A 17,551-nucleotide genomic window follows, 5' to 3' on the forward strand; every position below is an offset into this window, starting at 1 on the left:
CGGGCGGGACGGGAGACGAACGCCCGGGGGCGGCCACGATCCGTGACCGCCCCCGGGCGTGACGAGCGTCAGGAACGCGGCTTCTCCCGCATCTCGAACGTCTCGATCGTGTCGCCGACCTGGAGGTCGTTGAACGAGCCCAGTCCGATACCGCACTCGAAGCCCTCGCGGACCTCGGTGGCGTCGTCCTTGAACCGCTTGAGCGACTCGACCGTGAGGTTGTCCCCCACGACCTTGCCGTCGCGCAGGACGCGCGCCTTGGCGTTGCGGCGGATCTCGCCCGACCGGACGATCGAACCCGCGATGTTGCCGAACTTGGAGGAGCGGAAGATCTCGCGGATCTCCGCCGTGCCCAGCTGGGCCTCCTCGTACTCCGGCTTGAGCATGCCCTTGAGCGCGGCCTCCACGTCCTCGATCGCCTGGTAGATGATCGAGTAGAAGCGGACGTCGACGCCCTCGCGCTCGGCCAGGTCCTCGACGCGCTCGCCGTACTTCACGTTGAAGCCGATGATGATCGCGTTGTCGACCGTCGCGAGGTTGACGTCGTTCTGCGTGATCGCACCGACACCGCGGTGGATGACGCGCAGCTCGACCTCGTCGCCCACGTCGATCTTGAGCAGCGCGTCCTCGAGAGCCTCGACGGCACCGGACACGTCACCCTTGAGGACGAGGTTGAGAGTCTCGACCTTGCCCTGCTGGAGCGCCTGCGTGAAGTCCTCGAGGCTGATGCGCTTGCGGCGCTTGGCCAGGAGGGCGGCGCGCTCGGCGGCCTCGCGCTTCTCGGCGATCTGGCGCGCCGTGCGCTCGTCCGGCGCCACGAGGAACGTGTCGCCCGCGCTCGGCACGGACGCGAGACCCAGCACGAGGACCGGACGGGCGGGGCCTGCCTCGGTCACGGCGTTGCCGTGCTCGTCGAACATCGCGCGGACGCGGCCGTGGGCCGTGCCGGCGACGATCGCGTCACCGACGCGCAGCGTGCCGGACTGGACGAGGACGGTCGCGACGGCGCCGCGGCCCTTGTCCAGGTTCGCCTCGATGGCGACGCCGCGAGCGTCCTTGTCGGGGTTCGCGCGCAGGTCGAGCGAGGCGTCGGCCGTGAGCAGGACGGCCTCGAGGAGGTCGTCGATGCCCATGTTCTGCTTGGCCGACACGTCGACGAACATGGTGTCGCCGCCGTACTCCTCGGCCACCAGGTTGTACTCGGTGAGCTGCTGGCGGATCTTGGCCGGGTTGGCCGACTCCTTGTCCACCTTGTTCACCGCGACGACGATCGGCACGTTCGCCGCCTGGGCGTGGTTGAGCGCCTCGATGGTCTGCGGCATCACGCCGTCGTCCGCGGCCACGACCAGGATCGCGATGTCCGTCACCTGGGCACCACGGGCACGCATGGCGGTGAACGCCTCGTGACCCGGGGTGTCGATGAAGGTGATGGCGCGGTCGGTGCCCTCGTGCTCGTGGCGCACCTGGTAGGCACCGATGTGCTGGGTGATGCCGCCGGCCTCGCCCGCGACGACGTCCGTCTGGCGGATCGCGTCGAGGAGCTTGGTCTTTCCGTGGTCGACGTGACCCATGACGGTGACGACCGGCGGACGAGCCATGAGCTCGTCGTCGCCCTCGGCCTCGAGCTCCGCGTCCAGGTCGATGTCGAAGGACCCGAGCAGCTCGCGGTCCTCCTCCTCCGCCGAGACCATCTCGATGACGTAGCCGAGCTCGGCCGCGAGCGTGCCGAACGTGTCCTCGTCGAGCGACTGCGTCGCGGTCGCCATCTCACCGAGGTGGAAGAGGACCGTGACGAGGCTCGCGGGGTTCGCGTCGATCTTGTCCGCGAAGTCGTTCAGGGACGAGCCGTGCCGCAGTCGCACGACGGTCGAGCCGTTCCCGCGGGGAACCTGCACGCCGCCGAGCGACGGCGCCTGCATCTGCTCGAACTCCTGGCGCTTCGCGCGCTTCGACTTGCGCCCGCGCACGGGACGGCCGCCGGCGCGCCCGAAGGCGCCCTGCGTGGAGCCGCGACCCGCGCCGCCGCGACCGCCGCCACCGGGACGACCGGCGAAGCCGCCGCCGCCACCGGGCGCGCCGCCACCACCGGGACGACCGCCGAAGCCGCCACCGCCGCCACGACCGCCGCCGCCACCGCCGGGACGACCGCCGGGAGCGGGACGCTCGCCGGGGCGACCGATCGAGGTGCGGCCGGGCATCATGCCCGGGTTCGGGCGCGGGCCACCGGGACGCGGAGCGGGACGGGGGCCACCCGGGCGGGGGCCGCCCGGACGCTCGCCCGACGCCGCCGCGGCACCCTCGGCGCGCTCGGGACGCGCGCCGGGCCGGGGCATGCCCTGGCTGGACGCGAAGGGGTTGTTGCCCGGGCGCGGGGCGCCCGGACGCGGGCCGCCACCCTGCCGGGGCATGCCCTGGCTGGAGGCGAACGGGTTGTTGCCCGGGCGCGGGGCACCGGGGCGCGCGCCCGAGCCACCCGGACGGGGGGCGGGCGCGTTCGTGCCGCCGCCCGGCTTGGGCGTGGCGGTGGGCTTCTGGGGCGCCGGGCGCTCGGCCGCGGGGGCCTGGGGCGCCGGAGCCTTCGGTGCCGGCGCGGCGGGCGCCGGGGCCTGAGGTGCCTTCGCGGGCTCGGCCGGGGCCGGGGCCGCCGACCGGGGCGCGGGAGCCTCCGCCTTCGGCGCGGCCGGCTCGGCCTTCGCCTCGGGCTTCGGGGCCGGCTTCGGCGCGGCCGGGCGCGCGGCGGGTGCCGCCGCGGGCTTGCTCGCGGCGCCGCCCCCGGCGGGGAAGGCGTCGCGCAGCTTGCGGACCACCGGTGGCTCGATGGTCGAGGATGCCGAGCGGACGAACTCACCGAGCTCCGTCAGCTTGGTCATGATGGTCTTGCTCTCCACCCCGAGCTCCTTCGCGAGCTCGTAGACGCGGACCTTTGCCACAACTCTCCTGTCTCGGCCCGTCCCGGACAGGGAGGACCGTCGTTAGTGCTGGGTGCTCATCGCTGGGTACTCATCGGGTGCCCATCGGCTTCTAACCCGCTTCCTTGTCGACGTGTCGTGCAGTGCGGCCCCCGGGGACGGGGCCGTGACGCATGGCTCAGACGTGCTCTCCCGGCCGCGCCTCGATCACGGTGCGGACCGCGGCGAGGTCGAGGGGCCCGGCGACGCGCAGGGCCCGCGGGACGGCCCGCCGGCGTTCCGCCGTCTCGAGGCACCGGGCCGACGCGTGGAGCCACGCACCGCGACCCGGCAGCGACCGTCCGGCGTCCACCACGAGCCGGGGCTCGTCGGCGCTCGCACCGGACCGGTCGAGGACCAGACGGAGGAGAGCTGACCGCAGGTCGCGCTCCCGGCATCCGACGCACGTACGGACAGGACCCGAGCCCGTGGGTACGGGGCGGGTCGTGGTGTCCTGGGGCATGGTCGAGGTGCGGGCGCGCGGCCCGGTCGAGGACAGTCTACCGCGCCGTCCCGTCATCCGTGACCGTCCCACCCCCGTCGACTACCGGTCTCCGGTGCGAGGACCTGCGGGAGCGTCGTCGCCGGACCGCTCCGCCGGGGCGCCGCCCTCGTCCGAGCGGATGTCGATGCGCCACCCCGTGAGCTTCGCGGCCAGGCGGGCGTTCTGCCCCTCCTTGCCGATCGCCAGGGAGAGCTGGAAGTCCGGGACGACGACGCGCGCGGCGCGGGCCACCTCGTCGACGACCGTGACGGACGACACACGAGCCGGTGACAGCGCGTTGGCCACGAACTGCGCCGGGTCGTCGCTGTGGTCGACGATGTCGATCTTCTCGCCGTGCAGCTCCGCCATGACGGCGCGCACCCGGGAGCCCATGGGGCCGATGCAGGCGCCCTTGGCCCCGAGACCGGGGACCCGGGAGCGCACGGCGACCTTCGTCCGGTGCCCGGCCTCGCGGGCGATGGCGGTGATCTCCACCGACCCGTCCGCGACCTCGGGCACCTCGAGCTCGAACAGCTTGCGCACGAGGTTCGGGTGCGTGCGGCTCAACGTGATCTGCGCGCCCTTCATTCCCCGGGCCACCTCGAGCACGTACGCGCGCAGGCGCTCGCCGTGCACGTACTCCTCCGTGGGCACCTGCTCGTGCGGCGGGAGGACCGCCTCGGTGCCGCCGACGTCGACCAGCACCACGCGCGGGTCGCGGCCCTGCTGGATGACGCCCGCGAGGACCTCGCCCTCCTTGCCGCGGAACGTGCCGAGGATCTGGTCGTCCTCGGCGTCGCGCAGGCGCTGGACGATGACCTGGCGCGCGGTCGACGTCGCGATCCGGCCGAAGTCGGCGGGCGTGTGGTCGAACTCCGGCCCGTACTCGACCGGGCCGCGCGGGGCGTCCTCGTCGTCGGTCTGGGGAGCCGGCAGCTCCTCGCGCGCCCACACGGTGACGTGCCCCGTCTTGCGGTCGAGCTCGACGCGCGCGCGGGAGTACGCGTCCGGGGTGCGGTGGTACGCCGAGAGCAGGGCCTGCTCGATCGCGGCCACCAGGACGTCGAGGCTGATGTCCCTCTCGCGCTCCAGCAGGCGCAGCGCGCTCATGTCCACGTCCATCGTCAGGCCTCCTCGTCGTGGGCGGTCGTGTCGTCGGTCGAGCCGGGCGCCGGATCGTCGGCAGCGTCGTCGAGCTCGGGCAGGTCGGCCTCCAGGGCGCGCCTGAGCTCCACCTGCACCTGCCCACGGACCACGTCGGCCAACGGCACGACGCGCTCCGTCACGACCCCGCGCGCGCCGGGGACGTCGAGCAGCAGGTCCGGGCCGACCTCGGACCCGGCCCGCAGGCGCCCCTCGACCGTGCCGCCGTCGGCGAGCACGAGGCGTACGAGGCGACCGCGGGCGCGCCGGAAGTGGCGCGGCTCGGTGAGCGGACGGTCGGTGCCGGGCGTCGAGACCTCGAGCGTGTACGCGCCGCGGAGCGGGTCCACCGCGTCCAGCGCCGTGGAGATGGGGCGGGTCGCCTCCGCCACGGTGTCGAGGTCGAGGTTCCCCTCGACGTCGTCCGGGAGGTCGAGCACGACGCGCACCACGGAGCGGGCTCCGGCGCGCGACACCGTGACGTCCTCGAGGAAGAGTCCCGCGTCCCGGACCGCGGGCTCGATCGCCGCGCGCACGCTCTCGCGGAGCGCGTGCGACGTCGCGTCGCCCCCGGGTGCCTTGCCGGACTGACCGCCCGCCTGCCCTGCCATGACTCAGCTCCTGTCCGTGTCCCACGCCGGGTACGGAAGACGACCGGTGTGTTGTTGTCTCGGGATCTCCCGACGATCCGCTCGTCGGGACGTTCGACCGGGGACCAGCCTAACGACTCGCGGGCCCCGGACGTGACATCATCGCCCCCGATGACTCCCCACGCGACCGCGGCACCCGCGGCGACCCGTTCCCGCCCGGGCCGGACGCCCCGGCCCGGGGGCCGCCTGCTCGCCGCCGTGACGGTGCTCGCGACCGGCGTCCTGACGGCCGGGTGCGGCCTCCGGCTGGAGACGCCGCCCCCCACCGAGCCGTCGCCCGACGCCGTCGAGGTGCTCCGCGCCGGCGCGGTGGACGACGCCCTCGCGATCGCCGACCTCGTGGCGGACGTCACGCCGGGCGTGACCGACCCGGCCACCCTCGCAGCCCTCGCGGACGTCGCGACGTTCGCCGGGCAGCACGTCGACGCCCTCGGCGGGGTCTACGACTCCGGGCTGGGCGACCTCGACCTCCCCGGTGACGACGACCCCCCACAGGGTCCCCCGCCGGGGGACGACGACGAGGCCGCCGGCGACGAGACGCCGGCCGGCGGCGAGGGCACCGACGACGGCTCGCCCGACGCCCCCGGCACCGGCGGCGACGTCGCCACGACCGACGACGTCGTCGTCGCGCTCGTGGAGGCCGCGCAGCGCACGGGCGCCTCGGCCGACGCGTCGACGGACGCCGGGCTCGCCCGGCTCCTCGCGTCGGTCGCGGCGTCGGACCACGTCTCGGCGCGACGCCTCGCCGCGCTCACCGGGTCCGCCGCGGCCGACGGGCTCGCGACGACGGCCCCACCCGTCGAGGAGTCGCCCGCCGGCATCGGCGCGCCGGACCTCGCGACGCTCGTCGAGTCGGAGGACGCCGCGGGGTACGCGTACGAGGTGCGCGCCGCGCAGTCCGAGGGCGACGCCCGCACGGCAGCGGTCGCGCGCGCCGCCGAGCACCGTGCGCGCGGCCAGGCGTGGGCCCTCGCAGCCGGGACGGACGGCACCGCGCAGGACCCCCGGCGCGTCGCCTACGCGCTGCCGGACGACGCGGACCTCGCCTCCCTGGCGCGCCAGGTCGAGTCGGGCCTCGCGCAGTCGTACGCGAGCCTCGTCGCGACCGCCCCGGCCGCCTCCCGGGCCGAGGCGGTGGCCCTCCTCGTCGACTCGTGGGCGGGCGCGGTCGCGTGGGGCGAGCCGCCCGTCGCCTTCCCCGGGCTCCCGGAGCAGGCCGCCGGCTGAGCCCGGCCGCGCCCCGGCGCCGGACGGGCGCCACCCGGCTCGGTGCGGGAGCGGCCCGCGACCCGCGCGGGACCGCCGCTCCTCCCGCTCTCCTCCGGGGACGACGGAGGCGCCCCCGGCCCGTGAGACCGGACCGGGGGCGCCTCCGACGCTGCGACGTGTCAGCCCAGGAGCTCGGCCACCTGCGCCGCCACGTGCTCGACGGCGTCCGCGACGGCGACCTGCACGGCCTCGCCCGCGCGGGGGCGGACCTCGACGACGCCGTCGGCCAGGCCGCGGCCCACGACGAGGAGGAGCGGCACGCCGAGGAGCTCGGCGTCCTTGAACTTCACGCCCGGCGAGACCTTCGGACGGTCGTCGTAGACCACCTCGACGCCCCGGGCCGTGAGCTCGGTCGCGAGGCGCTCGGCCTCGTCGAAGACGCTCGCGTCCTTGCCCGTCGCGACGACGTGCACGTGCGCGGGCGCGACGTGCGCGGGCCACGCGAGCCCGGCGTCGTCGTGGTTCGCCTCCGCGAGCGCCGCGAGCACGCGCGTCACGCCGATGCCGTACGACCCCATGGTCACGACGACCTGCTTGCCGTTCTCGTCGAGCACGGTGAGGCCGAGCGCCTGGGCGTACTTGCGCCCGAGCGCGAAGATGTGGCCGATCTCGATGCCGCGGGCCAGCTCGAGCGGGCCCGAGCCGTCGGGCGCGAGGTCGCCCGCGCGGACCTCGGCTGCCTCGACCGTGCCGTCGGCGGCGAAGTCGCGCTCGGCGACGAGGTCGAACACGTGCCGCCCCGGCTCGTTCGCGCCGGTGATCCAGCGCGTGCCGGCGACGACGCGCGGGTCGAGCAGGTAGCGCACGGAGTGCCGCTCGGGCACCTCGCCCTCGACGACCTCCGCGGGCACGTCGCGCCGGACGTTCGGGCCGAGCACCTGCGGGCCGATGTAGCCCTTGACGAGCTCGGGGTGCGCGACGAAGTCCGCGTCCGTCGCCGGCTCGACCTCGGCCGGCTCGAACGCCGCGCCGACGCGCTTGAGGTCGACCTCGCGGTCGCCGGGCAGCCCGACGACGACGACCTCGCGGCGGCCGTCGGGGTGCGTGAGGGCGAGCACGACGTTCTTCAGCGTGTCCGCCGCCGTCCACGCGCGGTCGGGGCGCGGGAAGCGGGCGTTGGCGAGGGCGACGAGCGAGTCGATCGTCGGGGTGTCGGGCGTGTCCTCGACGTGCGCCGCGGGCGCGTCGGCGTAGTCGACGTCCTCCGGTACGGGCGTCACGACCGCCTCGACGTTGGCCGCGTACCCGCCGGGCGAGCGCACGAACGTGTCCTCGCCGATCGGCGTCGGGGTGAGGAACTCCTCGGAGCGCGAGCCGCCCATGGCGCCCGACGTCGCGGCCACGATCACGTACTCGAGCCCGAGCCGGTCGAAGATGCGCCGGTACGCCGCGCGCTGCGCCTCGTAGGAGCGCTCCAGACCCTCGTCCGTGGTGTCGAACGAGTAGGCGTCCTTCATGACGAACTCGCGGCCGCGGATGAGGCCGGCGCGAGGACGCGCCTCGTCGCGGTACTTGGTCTGGATCTGGTAGATCGTCAGCGGCAGGTCCTTGTACGACGAGTACAGGTCCTTGACGAGGAGCGTGAACATCTCCTCGTGCGTCGGCGCGAGGAGGTAGTCGCCCTCCTTGCGGTCCTTGAGCCGGAAGATGTTGGGCCCGTACTCCGTCCAGCGGCCCGTCGCCTCGTACGGCTCCTTGGGCAGCAGCGCCGGGAAGTGCACCTCCTGCGCGCCCGCCGCGGCCATCTCCTCGCGGACCACGTCCTCGACCTTGCGCAGCACGCGCAGGCCGAGCGGGAGCCAGGTGTAGATGCCAGGCGCGGCGCGGCGGATGTAGCCCGCTCGCACGAGGAGCTTGTGGCTCGCGACCTCGGCGTCGGCCGGGTCCTCGCGCAGCGTCCGGACGAACAGGGTGGACAGGCGCAGGAGGTCGGCGCCCCGGACGCGGGTGGAGGCCGCGGCGGGCGCGCCGGACGTGACGGAAGACATGCGCCCCACCCTACCGGCGGGGAGGATGTCCCCATGCCCGAGCTGCCCGAGGTCGAGGCCCTCGTCCGGTTCCTCGACGACCGCGCGACCGGACGCACCGTCGTCGCCGCCGACGTCGCCCAGATCGCCGCGCTCAAGACGTTCGACCCGCCCGTCGGGGCGCTCGTCGGGCGCGTCGTGACCGGTGCCCGCCGCCACGGCAAGTGGCTCGACCTCGTCCTCGCGCAGCCCGTGGACGGCCCGCCCGCGCCGGGGCCCGACGACGAGGTCCACCTCGTCTTCCACCTCGCCCGCGCCGGGTGGCTGCGGTGGTCGGAGAAGGCACCGACGACGCCCGTGCGGCCCCGGCTCGGCGGCAGCGGGGGCGGGAAGGCCGCGGTGCTCGCGCTGCGCGTGCGGTTCGACGACGGCTCAGGGTTCGACCTCACCGAGGCGGGGACGCGCAAGCGGCTCGCGGTGCACGTCGTCCGGCACCCCGAGGAGGTCCGGGCGATCGAGACGCTCGGGATCGAGCCGCTCGACCCGGGCTTCACCCCCGAGGCGCTCGGGGCGCTCATGGCCGCGCGCAACCAGCAGGTCAAGGGGCTCCTGCGCGACCAGTCGTCGATCGCGGGGATCGGCAACGCCTACTCCGACGACATCCTCCACGCGGCCCGCACGAGCCCGTTCAAGCTCACGCGCTCGTTCACGCCGGACGAGGTCGCCCGGGTGCACGCCGCCGTCGGCGAGGTGCTCGCGGAGGCCGTGGCGGCGTCGTCGGGCAAGCCCGCCGCGGAGCTCAAGGACGCCAAGCGCGCGGGCATGCGCGTGCACGGACGCACCGGGCTGCCGTGCCCCGTGTGCGGGGACGTCGTGCGCGAGGTGAGCTTCGCCGACCGCAGCCTGCAGTACTGCGCGACGTGCCAGACGGGGGGCCAGGTCCTCGCCGACCGCCGGATGTCGCGGCTGCTCAAGTAGCGCGCGGGTCGCGGACCGTCAGAAGAGGACCGTGGCGTACGTGCCGACCTGCTCGAACCCGACGCGCCGGTACGTCGCGAGCGCGCGCGCGTTGTAGTCGTTGACGTACAGCGACACCACCGGCGGCGCGACGCGGCGGGCGGCCTCGGCCGGGGTCCCCCGGCGGGCGAGGTGCACGACGGCGGCCATCCCCGGCGCGGCCAGGCCCTGGCCGCGGTACCGCGGGTCGACCCACACGCCCTGGACCTGCGCGACGAGCGGCGTCACCGCGCCGAGCTCCGCCTTGAAGACGACGTGCGGCGCGCCGTCGCCCCCCGCGATCCGGACGAACGACCGGCCCGCGAGCACGAGCGACCGCACCCGCTCCTCGTAGGCGCGCCCGCCGCCCTCGACGGGCGAGTAGCCGACCTCCTCGGTGAACATGCGCACGCACGCGGGCAGGACCACGGGCACCTCGGCCGCGACGGAGCGACGCACGCCCGGGTCGGGCTCGACGTCGGGGTCGCGGTCGATCGCGAGCGACGGCTGGTTCGCCCGGATCTCGCGCGGCGACGGCCAGTGGGGCGCGAGCTGCTCCCACAGCGCGAGGACGGCGTCACGCTCCCCCACCACCGACGACGACCGTCGTCCGGCGTGCCGCGCGAGCACGGCGAACGCCGCGACCGCCGCGCGGGCCCGGTCGGGGTCGAGCGACGCCGGGACGACCGGCACGAGGTTGGCACCAGCCCAGCACACCGCCTCGAGCGGCCCGACGGCCGGGAACCCCCAGGCCTGCCCGCCCGCCGCGTGCAGACCCGCGTGCTGGGCGACCGCGAGCCGCGCCGCCGCGAGCGTCGACGCGACCGGGTCGCCCGCACAGACCGCCAGCGCCTCCGGGACGTCCGCGTCGACGAGGACGCGCGCCCGGGCGTGCTCGCCGGCACCAGCCTCCCCGCGCGACCGCGGCCTCAGGGCCGGGACGGTCGGACGCCAGCGGGCCACCGGACCGTCAGCCGACCGTGACGACCGGCGGACCGGCCTGCGCGTCGTTCTCCGGCGTCATGGTCTCCGCGATGCGCAGCGCCTCCTCGATGAGCGTCTCCACGATCAGCGCCTCCGGCACCGTCTTGACGACCTCGCCCTTGACGAAGATCTGGCCCTTGCCGTTGCCCGACGCGACGCCGAGGTCCGCCTCGCGCGCCTCGCCCGGGCCGTTGACGACGCAGCCCATGACGGCGACGCGCAGCGGCACCTCCATGCCCTCGAGCCCGGCCGTGACCTTCTCCGCGAGCGTGTAGACGTCCACCTGGGCGCGCCCGCACGACGGGCAGGAGACGATCTCGAGCTTGCGGGGGCGCAGGTTGAGCGCCTGGAGGATCTGGTTCCCGACCTTGACCTCCTCGACCGGGGGCGCGGACAGCGAGACGCGGATCGTGTCGCCGATGCCCTTGCTCAGCAGCGCGCCGAACGCCGTGGCCGACTTGATCGTGCCCTGGAACGCCGGTCCGGCCTCGGTCACGCCGAGGTGCAGCGGCCAGTCCCCCGCCTCCGCGAGCAGCTCGTACGCCCGCACCATGACGACCGGGTCGTTGTGCTTCACCGAGATCTTGAAGTCGTGGAACCCGTGCTCCTCGAAGAGCGACGCCTCCCACACCGCCGACTCGACCAGCGCCTCGGGCGTCGCCTTGCCGTACTTTGCGAGCAGTCGCGGGTCGAGAGACCCGGCGTTCACGCCGATGCGCAGCGACACGCCCGCGTCCGAGGCCGCCTTCGCGATCTCCTTGACCTGGTCGTCGAACTTGCGGATGTTGCCCGGGTTCACGCGCACCGCGGCGCAGCCCGCGTCGATCGCGGCGAACACGTACTTGGGCTGGAAGTGGATGTCCGCGATCACGGGGATCTGCGACTTCTTCGCGATCGCCGGCAGCGCGAGCGCGTCGTCCGCGCTCGGGACCGCCACGCGCACGATGTCGCAGCCCGACGCCGTGAGCTCCGCGATCTGCTGGAGCGTCGCGTTGATGTCCGTCGTCGGCGTCGTCGTCATCGACTGGACGCTGATCGGCGCGTCGCCGCCGACGTCCACCTTGCCGACCTTGATCTTGCGGCTCTTGCGTCGCGGGGCGAGGACCGGCGGCGGGGCAGCAGGCATTCCGAGACTGATGGGTACGCTCACGCCCCTAGTATCCCCCGTCGGCCGACCCGAGGGCGCGCCCGCCCACGAGCGACCACGCACCTCTCCTCCGCGTCCCGGACTTCGTCGCGGATCCTCCACGGCGACGGACGCTCGGCGCCCGACCCCTGCGCATGCCTTGACACATCTGCCGCAGCGACTTAGTTTGCCTCTAAAGTTATTGCGAAACAAAGGAGTTCCGGATGCGCCAGACCCCGAACCGGGGAGACCTGAGCGGAGCCGCCACGCTGGCGCTGGTCGGCTCACGCGGCCCCCGCAGCCGGGCGGCGATCGCTCGGGAGCTGGGCGTCAGCCCCGCGACCGTCACACAGGTGACCAAGGACCTCGTCGACCGGGGCCTCCTCGTCGAGCTGGAGACCGTGCCCAGCACGGGCGGACGGCCCGGGCGCCTTCTCGGCCTCGCCGACGGGCCGGCGCCACGGGCGATCGGCGCGAAGGTCACCGCGGACCACGTCGCGATCGTCTCGGTCGGCTTCGACGGCAGCACCTTCGACCAGTCCTCCCACCCCTTCGACCCGGCGAGTCCCGACGCCCTCGACACGCTCGGCCGCCTCCTGCGCGAGACCGTCGACGCGCAGGAAGGTCCCGTCCTCGGCGCGGGCGTCGGTCTTCCCGGCTCGGTCGACTCCCAGGCCTCGGGCGTCGTGGTCGCGCCCACGCTCGGCTGGAACGGCGTGCCGGTGGGCGCGTCCCTGCGCCGCGCGCTCGACCTGCCCGTCCTCGTCGAGAACGACGTCAACACCCTCGCGGTGGCCGAGCAGCTCTACGGCGTCGGTCGCGACCACAGCTCCTTCCTCGTCCTGACGATCGGGCGCGGCATCGGCTCGGGTCTCGTCGTCGACGGCACGATCCGGCGCGGCGCGGCCGGTGGGGCGGGCGAGATCGGCCACTTCCCGGTCCACGACGACGGGCCGCCCTGCACGTGCGGCAACGTCGGCTGCCTCGAGTCCTTCATCGGAGACGACGCGTTGCGCGCTCGGGCCGTCACCGCCGGGATCCTGCGCCCCGGCGAGACCGTCGCGGACCTGGCGGTCCGGGCCGAGGCGGGCGACCCAGCGGCCCGCGACCTCTACCGCGACGCCGGTCGCATGCTCGGGCGCACCCTCGCCGGTGTCGTGCACCTCCTCGACCCCGAGCTCGTGATCCTCCTCGGCGAAGGCATCGGCGCCTGGGCGCACTGGCGGAGCGGGTTCGACGCGGCCTTCCGCGCGCACCTGCTGCCCTCGCGTCGCGCCATGCCGTTCGTCGTCGAGCCGTGGGCAGACGACAAGTGGGCGCTCGGTGCCGCAGCCCTCGTCCTCGCGACGCCCTTCGACGCCGCGGGCGCCTCGGGCGAGCAGGGCCGTCTCGTCGTGGCCCGCCTGCACTCCGACGTCGGTGCCGAGCCGACCCCGACCGCCGCGAGGAGGGCGTGATGACCGTCCCGGCCACCGCACCGCCACGACCCGCAGCCGAGGGCGGCACCGCACCCCGTCGCCGCCGTCGCACCTCCGCGGGATCGCGGTGGCGCAACCGCGGGTGGGTCGCGTTCTTCCTGCTCCCGAGCGCCGTCCCGCTCGCGCTCTTCACCCTCGCACCCATGGTCAGCTCGCTGTGGGTCAGCCTGCACGACTGGAACCTCGTCTCCCCCATGGAGTGGGTCGGGCTCGACAACTACGCCGACCTGCTCACGTCGGGCGACACCTGGCGGGTCCTCGGGAACACGCTGTTCTACATCGTGGGCTACCTGCCGCTCGTGTACGTCGGCGGTCTCGGTCTGGCCATGCTCCTCAACCGGGCGTTCAAGGGCCGCACGATCTTCCGCGCGGCGTACTTCCTTCCCGTCATCACGAGCTGGGTCGTCGTCGCCCTCGTGTGGCAGTGGCTGCTGAACCCCTCGAACGGGCTCGTGAACCAGCTCATCGAGCCCGTCCTCACCGGGATCAACGGGATCCTCGGCACCGAGCTGACGCCCCCCGGCTGGTGGACGGACCCGCAGTGGGCCATGCCGTCGGTCATCCTCGCCTCGGCGTGGAAGGACCTCGGTTTCGTCATGGTCATCCTGCTCGCAGGGCTGCAGTCGATCCCCGGGGAGGTCCTGGAGGCCGCCCGGGTCGACGGCGCGGGCGGTTGGAAGCGCTTCTGGCACATCACCCTCCCGCTGTTGTCCCCGTCGACCTTCTTCGTGGTCGTCATCTCGCTCATCAACGGCTTCCAGGTCTTCGACCAGGTGTACGTGATGACCGGCGGCGGGCCGTCCGGTGCCAGCCAGGTCGTCGTCGGCCAGATCTACGACCTGACGTTCCGATACGGCCGGGCGGGTGACGCGTCCGCCCTGTCCTGGATCCTCTTCGTCCTGATCCTCATCGTCACCGCGCTCCAGATGCGCGGTCAGCGCAGGTGGGTGAACCATGCCTGAGACCCTCGTCCCGACCGCCGTCACGAGTCCCGCCTCACCGGCTCGCGCGAGGCCACGTCAGCCCCGGCGCAACGCGCGCCAGGTCCTCGGCCGGGTCGGCCTCTACCTGTCCGTCGTCGTCGGCGCGGTCCTCATGCTGTTTCCGTTCCTGTGGACCGTCATCACGTCGATCACGCCCAGCGGCTCCCTGTCGGGTGGCCCGTCGCTGATCGTCGAGGACCCGACGCTCGACGCGTACCGAACCCTCATGGCGTCCATGCCGATCTGGCGGATCATCGCGAACTCGTTCGGGGTCGCGGTCGTCGCGACCCTGCTCCAGATGATCACCGGCTCCATGGCGGCCTACGGGTTCAGCCGCCTGCACTTCAAGGGCAAGCCCATCCTGTTCGCGGCGTACCTCGCGACGCTCATGATCCCGCTCCAGGTCCTCGTGGTGCCGCTGTTCATCCAGATGACCCGGCTCAACCTCAACGACACCTACTTCGCGCTCCTCGCGCCCACGATCGCGTCCGCGTTCGGCATCTTCCTGCTCCGCCAGGCCGTCGACGGCGTGCCGCGCGAGCTCGACGAGGCCGCGACGCTCGACGGCGCCGGGCACCTGCGGATCTTCGGGCAGATCGTCCTGCCGCTCGTGAAGCCCGCGCTCGCGACCCTCGCGGTGTTCGCGTTCATGGGCTCCTGGAACAGCTTCCTGTGGCCGCTGGTCGTCATCCGCTCGCCCGAGCTGATGACCCTCCCCCTGGGCCTGTCCACGCTCCAGGGCCAGTTCACGACCCAGTGGGACGTCGTCATGGCCGGCTCGGTCGTCTCGATCCTGCCCATCGCGGTCGTCTACATGTTCGCCCAGCGCCACATCATCGCCGGGATGTCCCACACCGGGCTCAAGTAGACCCCGACCCACAGCACGCACCCGCACCGAAAGGAGAGGTCTCATGGCCTCACGCTTCACCCAGCGCACCGCTGCGCTCGTCCCCCTCGCCCTCATCTGCGTCACGGCCCTCACGGCCTGCGCCCAGGGTTCCGCCACGACGACCGCGGGCGAGGACGGAAAGACCGTCGTGCGCTACATGAACTTCACGTCCAACGACGGGCACGAGCAGGACCTCGACACCATCGTCGCGGCATACGAGAAGGACAACCCCGAGGTCGACGTCCAGGTCGAGACGATCCCCTTCGCGGACTACTTCACCAAGCTGCAGACCGCGTTCGCGGGCCAGACCGTCGCGGACGTCGTGGACCTCAACTACGAGAACTTCGTGTCCTACGCCGAGTCGGGCGCCCTCGCACCGCTCGAGGACGTCGACGCCTCGGCGTACAAGGACACCCTCCTGGAGTCCTTCGCGCTCGACGGCACGCAGTACGGCCTTCCGTCGTCGTACTCGAACGTCGTCATGTACTACAACACGTCGCTCTTCGACGCCGCGGGCCTCGACTACCCCACCGCCGACTGGACCTGGGAGGACGAGCAGGCCGCGGCCACCGCGCTCACCGACGTCGCGGCAGGCGTGTACGGCGACTTCCAACCCGTCACGTTCCACGAGTTCTACAAGGTGCTGGACCAGGCAGGCGGCCAGTTCTTCACCGAGGACGGCACGGCCACGGCGTTCGACAGCCCCGAGGGCATCAAGGCCGCGACCTGGCTCGTGACCAAGCCCGGTACGGTCATGCCGACCGAGGCCGACGGGTCCAGCACCCCCGACTACGACAAGGACCTGTTCTCTGCGGGCAAGCTCGGCATGTGGCACTCGGGCATCTGGATGTTCGACGCCCTGTCCCAGGTCGAGGGACTCGAGTGGGACATCGTCGTCGAGCCCGGTGACGTCGACAAGGCTTCGGCCCTGTTCACCAACGGTGTCGCCGTGACTGCCGCCTCGAAGCAGAAGGAGGCCGCGCAGGACTTCGCCGAGTTCCTCACGTCGTCGCCGACCGCGATCGACACCCGTCTCGCGAGCTCGTGGGAGCTGCCGCCCGTCGCCGACGAGGAGGACCTCGCCCCGTACCTGGAGCAGACGCCGCCCGCGAACCGTCAGGCCGTGATCGACTCGCTCGACTCCGTCGCGCTCCCGCCCGTGACCGCCTCGCAGCAGGAGATGCAGGACGCGATCAACGAGGAGCTGTCGAACGCGGCCGCGGGCCGCAAGACGGTCGAGCAGGCCGTAGCCGACGCCGCCTCGCGCGTCGACGCACTGCTCGGCTGACCTCACCCAGCCGGGGCGGGGGGGGGGGGGGGCGCCCCCCCCCCCCCCCCCCCCCCCCCACGACGGAGGCTGGGTCGGGGTGGCTGGACGGGGGCGTCAGCCGACGGACGGGTTGATCTCCGCGGTCTCGAGCGCGGCGTCGCCGCTGCCCCACGCACCGAGGATCTCGACGAGCTGGCCGCTGTCCATGAGCGACTGCAGCGCCGCCTGGATCGCGGCGGCGAGCTCGGTGTCGTCCTTCGCGACGACGACGCCCTGCGGCGCGCTGTCGAACACGTCGCCGAGCTGCTCGAGCTGGCCCCCGGTCTGCTCGACCGCGTAGCCGATGACCGGCGAGTCGGCGTAGAGGACCTGCGCCTTGCCGCCCGCGACGTTCGTCGTGGCGTCGGACTGCGACTCGTACTGGAGGATGTCGATCTTCTCCTCGCCCGCGTCGGTGCACGCCTGGCTCTGCACGGCGATGTCCTCGTCCTGGATGGTGCCGGTCTGGACGGCGACGGTCAGGCCGCACAGGCTCGCCGGGTCGACGTCGTCCGGGTTGCCCGCCGCGACCGCGTACGCGGAGCCCGCGTTGAGGAAGGAGATCATGTTGGCCTCCTGCATGCGCTCCTCCGTGATCGTGAAGGAGGAGATGCCGGCGTCGTACTTGGTGCCCAGCGCCGGGATGATCGCCGGGAAGTCGGCCGACTGGACGTCGACGTCGAGGCCGAGCGTCGCGCCGACGGCCTTGATGACGTCGATGTCGAACCCGATCGGGGTCGTGCCGTCCGCGTCGATGAACTCGGCGGGCGCGTACTCCGTGTTTGAGGCGACGACGAGCGTCCCCGCGGACGCGACGTCCTCGGGCAGCAGCGCGGCGGCCGCCTCGTCGACCTCGATCGTCGAGGGGTCGAACGACGGCGCGGACGACGTCTCGTCGGATCCTGCGGTGCTGCCGTCCGTCCCGGTCTGGGACGCGTCGGTGCACGCGGTGAGCAGGAGGGCGCTCGTCGCGGTGAGCGCGACGAGGCCGAGGGGGAGCTTGCGCAGGGTCGTACGCATGGTGTTCTCCGATCGGGTGGGGGCCGGGCAGGGGCAGCGTAGACACCGATCGTCTCCGTCGTGTTACGTCGGCACCCGGCCCGGAGGACCGAGGAACGTACGGGGAACAGAGGACCCGGCGGTGCGCAGCACCTGCGCACGAGTGTGAGGCCGCACCGCTCCACTCACCAAACCGGCGGGGACATCGACGCCGAACCGTGACGAACCACCCCGCCGAGCACGACATGAGGGTCGTCAATCTCCCGATGGCGACCCTCATGTCGTGCTCGACGGCGGGTGGGGGCGGGGGCGGGAGGGGGCGGGGG

The 17,551-nt window shown here is 73.4% G+C and carries 14 protein-coding genes; 6 read left to right on the top strand and 8 right to left on the bottom strand.

Features of this window, described 5'->3' with window-relative positions:
* Nucleotides 1-68: 68 nt before the first annotated feature.
* From infB to rimP, 4 genes are all read right to left on the bottom strand, one after another.
* Nucleotides 69-2,930 (bottom strand): translation initiation factor IF-2, encoded by a 2,862-nt coding sequence (gene infB, locus ABRQ22_RS10965; RefSeq protein WP_253051296.1) that lies wholly within the window; start codon nt 2,928-2,930, stop codon nt 69-71.
* A 157-nt stretch (nt 2,931-3,087) separates the two neighbouring features.
* Entirely contained in the window at nt 3,088-3,468 is a 381-nt protein-coding gene (locus ABRQ22_RS10970) for a YlxR family protein (RefSeq protein ID WP_353706752.1), read from the bottom strand.
* Between the two features lie 24 nt (nt 3,469-3,492).
* Complete coding sequence (nusA, locus tag ABRQ22_RS10975; RefSeq protein ID WP_253051294.1) at nt 3,493-4,554, bottom strand: transcription termination factor NusA; 1,062 nt, start codon at nt 4,552-4,554, stop codon at nt 3,493-3,495.
* Between the two features lie 2 nt (nt 4,555-4,556).
* Nucleotides 4,557-5,186: a ribosome maturation factor RimP gene (gene rimP / locus ABRQ22_RS10980; RefSeq protein ID WP_253051293.1), complete on the bottom strand. Its 630-nt coding sequence runs from the start codon at nt 5,184-5,186 to the stop codon at nt 4,557-4,559.
* A gap of 150 nt (nt 5,187-5,336) precedes the next feature.
* Between rimP and ABRQ22_RS10985 the strand changes: the two genes are divergently transcribed.
* Nucleotides 5,337-6,452: a DUF4439 domain-containing protein gene (locus ABRQ22_RS10985; RefSeq protein WP_353706753.1), complete on the top strand. Its 1,116-nt coding sequence runs from the start codon at nt 5,337-5,339 to the stop codon at nt 6,450-6,452.
* A gap of 161 nt (nt 6,453-6,613) precedes the next feature.
* Here ABRQ22_RS10985 and ABRQ22_RS10990 read toward each other — a convergent pair whose 3' ends face one another.
* Nucleotides 6,614-8,482: a proline--tRNA ligase gene (locus tag ABRQ22_RS10990; RefSeq protein WP_353706754.1), complete on the bottom strand. Its 1,869-nt coding sequence runs from the start codon at nt 8,480-8,482 to the stop codon at nt 6,614-6,616.
* Between the two features lie 33 nt (nt 8,483-8,515).
* Between ABRQ22_RS10990 and ABRQ22_RS10995 the strand changes: the two genes are divergently transcribed.
* Entirely contained in the window at nt 8,516-9,439 is a 924-nt protein-coding gene (locus ABRQ22_RS10995; protein ID WP_253051290.1) for a DNA-formamidopyrimidine glycosylase family protein, read from the top strand.
* Nucleotides 9,440-9,457: 18 nt separating this feature from the next.
* On the opposite strand, the gene ABRQ22_RS11000 is transcribed toward ABRQ22_RS10995, so the two are convergent.
* Nucleotides 9,458-10,420 (bottom strand): GNAT family N-acetyltransferase, encoded by a 963-nt coding sequence (locus tag ABRQ22_RS11000; RefSeq protein ID WP_308202276.1) that lies wholly within the window; start codon nt 10,418-10,420, stop codon nt 9,458-9,460.
* A gap of 7 nt (nt 10,421-10,427) precedes the next feature.
* A complete protein-coding gene (ispG, locus tag ABRQ22_RS11005; RefSeq protein WP_237843615.1) occupies nt 10,428-11,567 on the bottom strand; it encodes a flavodoxin-dependent (E)-4-hydroxy-3-methylbut-2-enyl-diphosphate synthase in 1,140 nt (379 codons plus the stop codon).
* A gap of 224 nt (nt 11,568-11,791) precedes the next feature.
* Here ispG and ABRQ22_RS11010 point away from each other — a divergent pair, with 224 nt between their 5' ends.
* From ABRQ22_RS11010 to ABRQ22_RS11025, 4 genes are read left to right on the top strand one after another with little or no spacing between them, the layout of a single operon-like run.
* Complete coding sequence (locus ABRQ22_RS11010) at nt 11,792-13,024, top strand: ROK family protein (RefSeq protein WP_353706755.1); 1,233 nt, start codon at nt 11,792-11,794, stop codon at nt 13,022-13,024.
* Nucleotides 13,024-14,007 (top strand): sugar ABC transporter permease, encoded by a 984-nt coding sequence (locus tag ABRQ22_RS11015; protein WP_353706756.1) that lies wholly within the window; start codon nt 13,024-13,026, stop codon nt 14,005-14,007. The genes ABRQ22_RS11010 and ABRQ22_RS11015 overlap by 1 nt, the downstream gene beginning before the upstream one ends.
* On the top strand, nt 14,000-14,896 hold the full coding sequence (locus tag ABRQ22_RS11020) for a carbohydrate ABC transporter permease (protein ID WP_353706757.1): 897 nt from the start codon (nt 14,000-14,002) through the stop codon (nt 14,894-14,896). The genes ABRQ22_RS11015 and ABRQ22_RS11020 overlap by 8 nt, the downstream gene beginning before the upstream one ends.
* 43 nt (nt 14,897-14,939) lie before the next feature.
* A complete protein-coding gene (locus ABRQ22_RS11025) occupies nt 14,940-16,205 on the top strand; it encodes a sugar ABC transporter substrate-binding protein (RefSeq protein WP_353706758.1) in 1,266 nt (421 codons plus the stop codon).
* Nucleotides 16,206-16,301: 96 nt separating this feature from the next.
* On the opposite strand, the gene ABRQ22_RS11030 is transcribed toward ABRQ22_RS11025, so the two are convergent.
* The gene (locus ABRQ22_RS11030) at nt 16,302-17,246 is read right to left on the bottom strand and encodes an ABC transporter substrate-binding protein (RefSeq protein ID WP_353706759.1); all 945 of its coding nucleotides are present in this window, start codon (nt 17,244-17,246) and stop codon (nt 16,302-16,304) included.
* Between the last annotated feature and the right edge of the window lie 305 nt (nt 17,247-17,551).

Source organism: Cellulosimicrobium sp. ES-005 (assembly GCF_040448685.1).
Taxonomy (GTDB): Bacteria; Actinomycetota; Actinomycetes; order Actinomycetales; family Cellulomonadaceae; genus Cellulosimicrobium; species Cellulosimicrobium cellulans_G.

What these genes read in the sequence shown, in the direction of transcription:
- ABRQ22_RS10970 (WP_353706752.1), bottom strand. Translation starts at nt 3,468, where the DNA reads ATGACGGGACGGCGCGGTAGACTGTCCTCGACCGGGCCGCGCGCCCGC.
- nusA (WP_253051294.1), bottom strand. Translation starts at nt 4,554, where the DNA reads ATGGACGTGGACATGAGCGCGCTGCGCCTGCTGGAGCGCGAGAGGGAC.
- rimP (WP_253051293.1), bottom strand. Translation starts at nt 5,186, where the DNA reads ATGGCAGGGCAGGCGGGCGGTCAGTCCGGCAAGGCACCCGGGGGCGAC.
- ABRQ22_RS10985 (WP_353706753.1), top strand. Translation starts at nt 5,337, where the DNA reads ATGACTCCCCACGCGACCGCGGCACCCGCGGCGACCCGTTCCCGCCCG.
- ABRQ22_RS10990 (WP_353706754.1), bottom strand. Translation starts at nt 8,482, where the DNA reads ATGTCTTCCGTCACGTCCGGCGCGCCCGCCGCGGCCTCCACCCGCGTC.
- ABRQ22_RS10995 (WP_253051290.1), top strand. Translation starts at nt 8,516, where the DNA reads ATGCCCGAGCTGCCCGAGGTCGAGGCCCTCGTCCGGTTCCTCGACGAC.
- ispG (WP_237843615.1), bottom strand. Translation starts at nt 11,567, where the DNA reads ATGCCTGCTGCCCCGCCGCCGGTCCTCGCCCCGCGACGCAAGAGCCGC.
- ABRQ22_RS11010 (WP_353706755.1), top strand. Translation starts at nt 11,792, where the DNA reads ATGCGCCAGACCCCGAACCGGGGAGACCTGAGCGGAGCCGCCACGCTG.
- ABRQ22_RS11015 (WP_353706756.1), top strand. Translation starts at nt 13,024, where the DNA reads ATGACCGTCCCGGCCACCGCACCGCCACGACCCGCAGCCGAGGGCGGC.
- ABRQ22_RS11020 (WP_353706757.1), top strand. Translation starts at nt 14,000, where the DNA reads ATGCCTGAGACCCTCGTCCCGACCGCCGTCACGAGTCCCGCCTCACCG.
- ABRQ22_RS11025 (WP_353706758.1), top strand. Translation starts at nt 14,940, where the DNA reads ATGGCCTCACGCTTCACCCAGCGCACCGCTGCGCTCGTCCCCCTCGCC.
- ABRQ22_RS11030 (WP_353706759.1), bottom strand. Translation starts at nt 17,246, where the DNA reads ATGCGTACGACCCTGCGCAAGCTCCCCCTCGGCCTCGTCGCGCTCACC.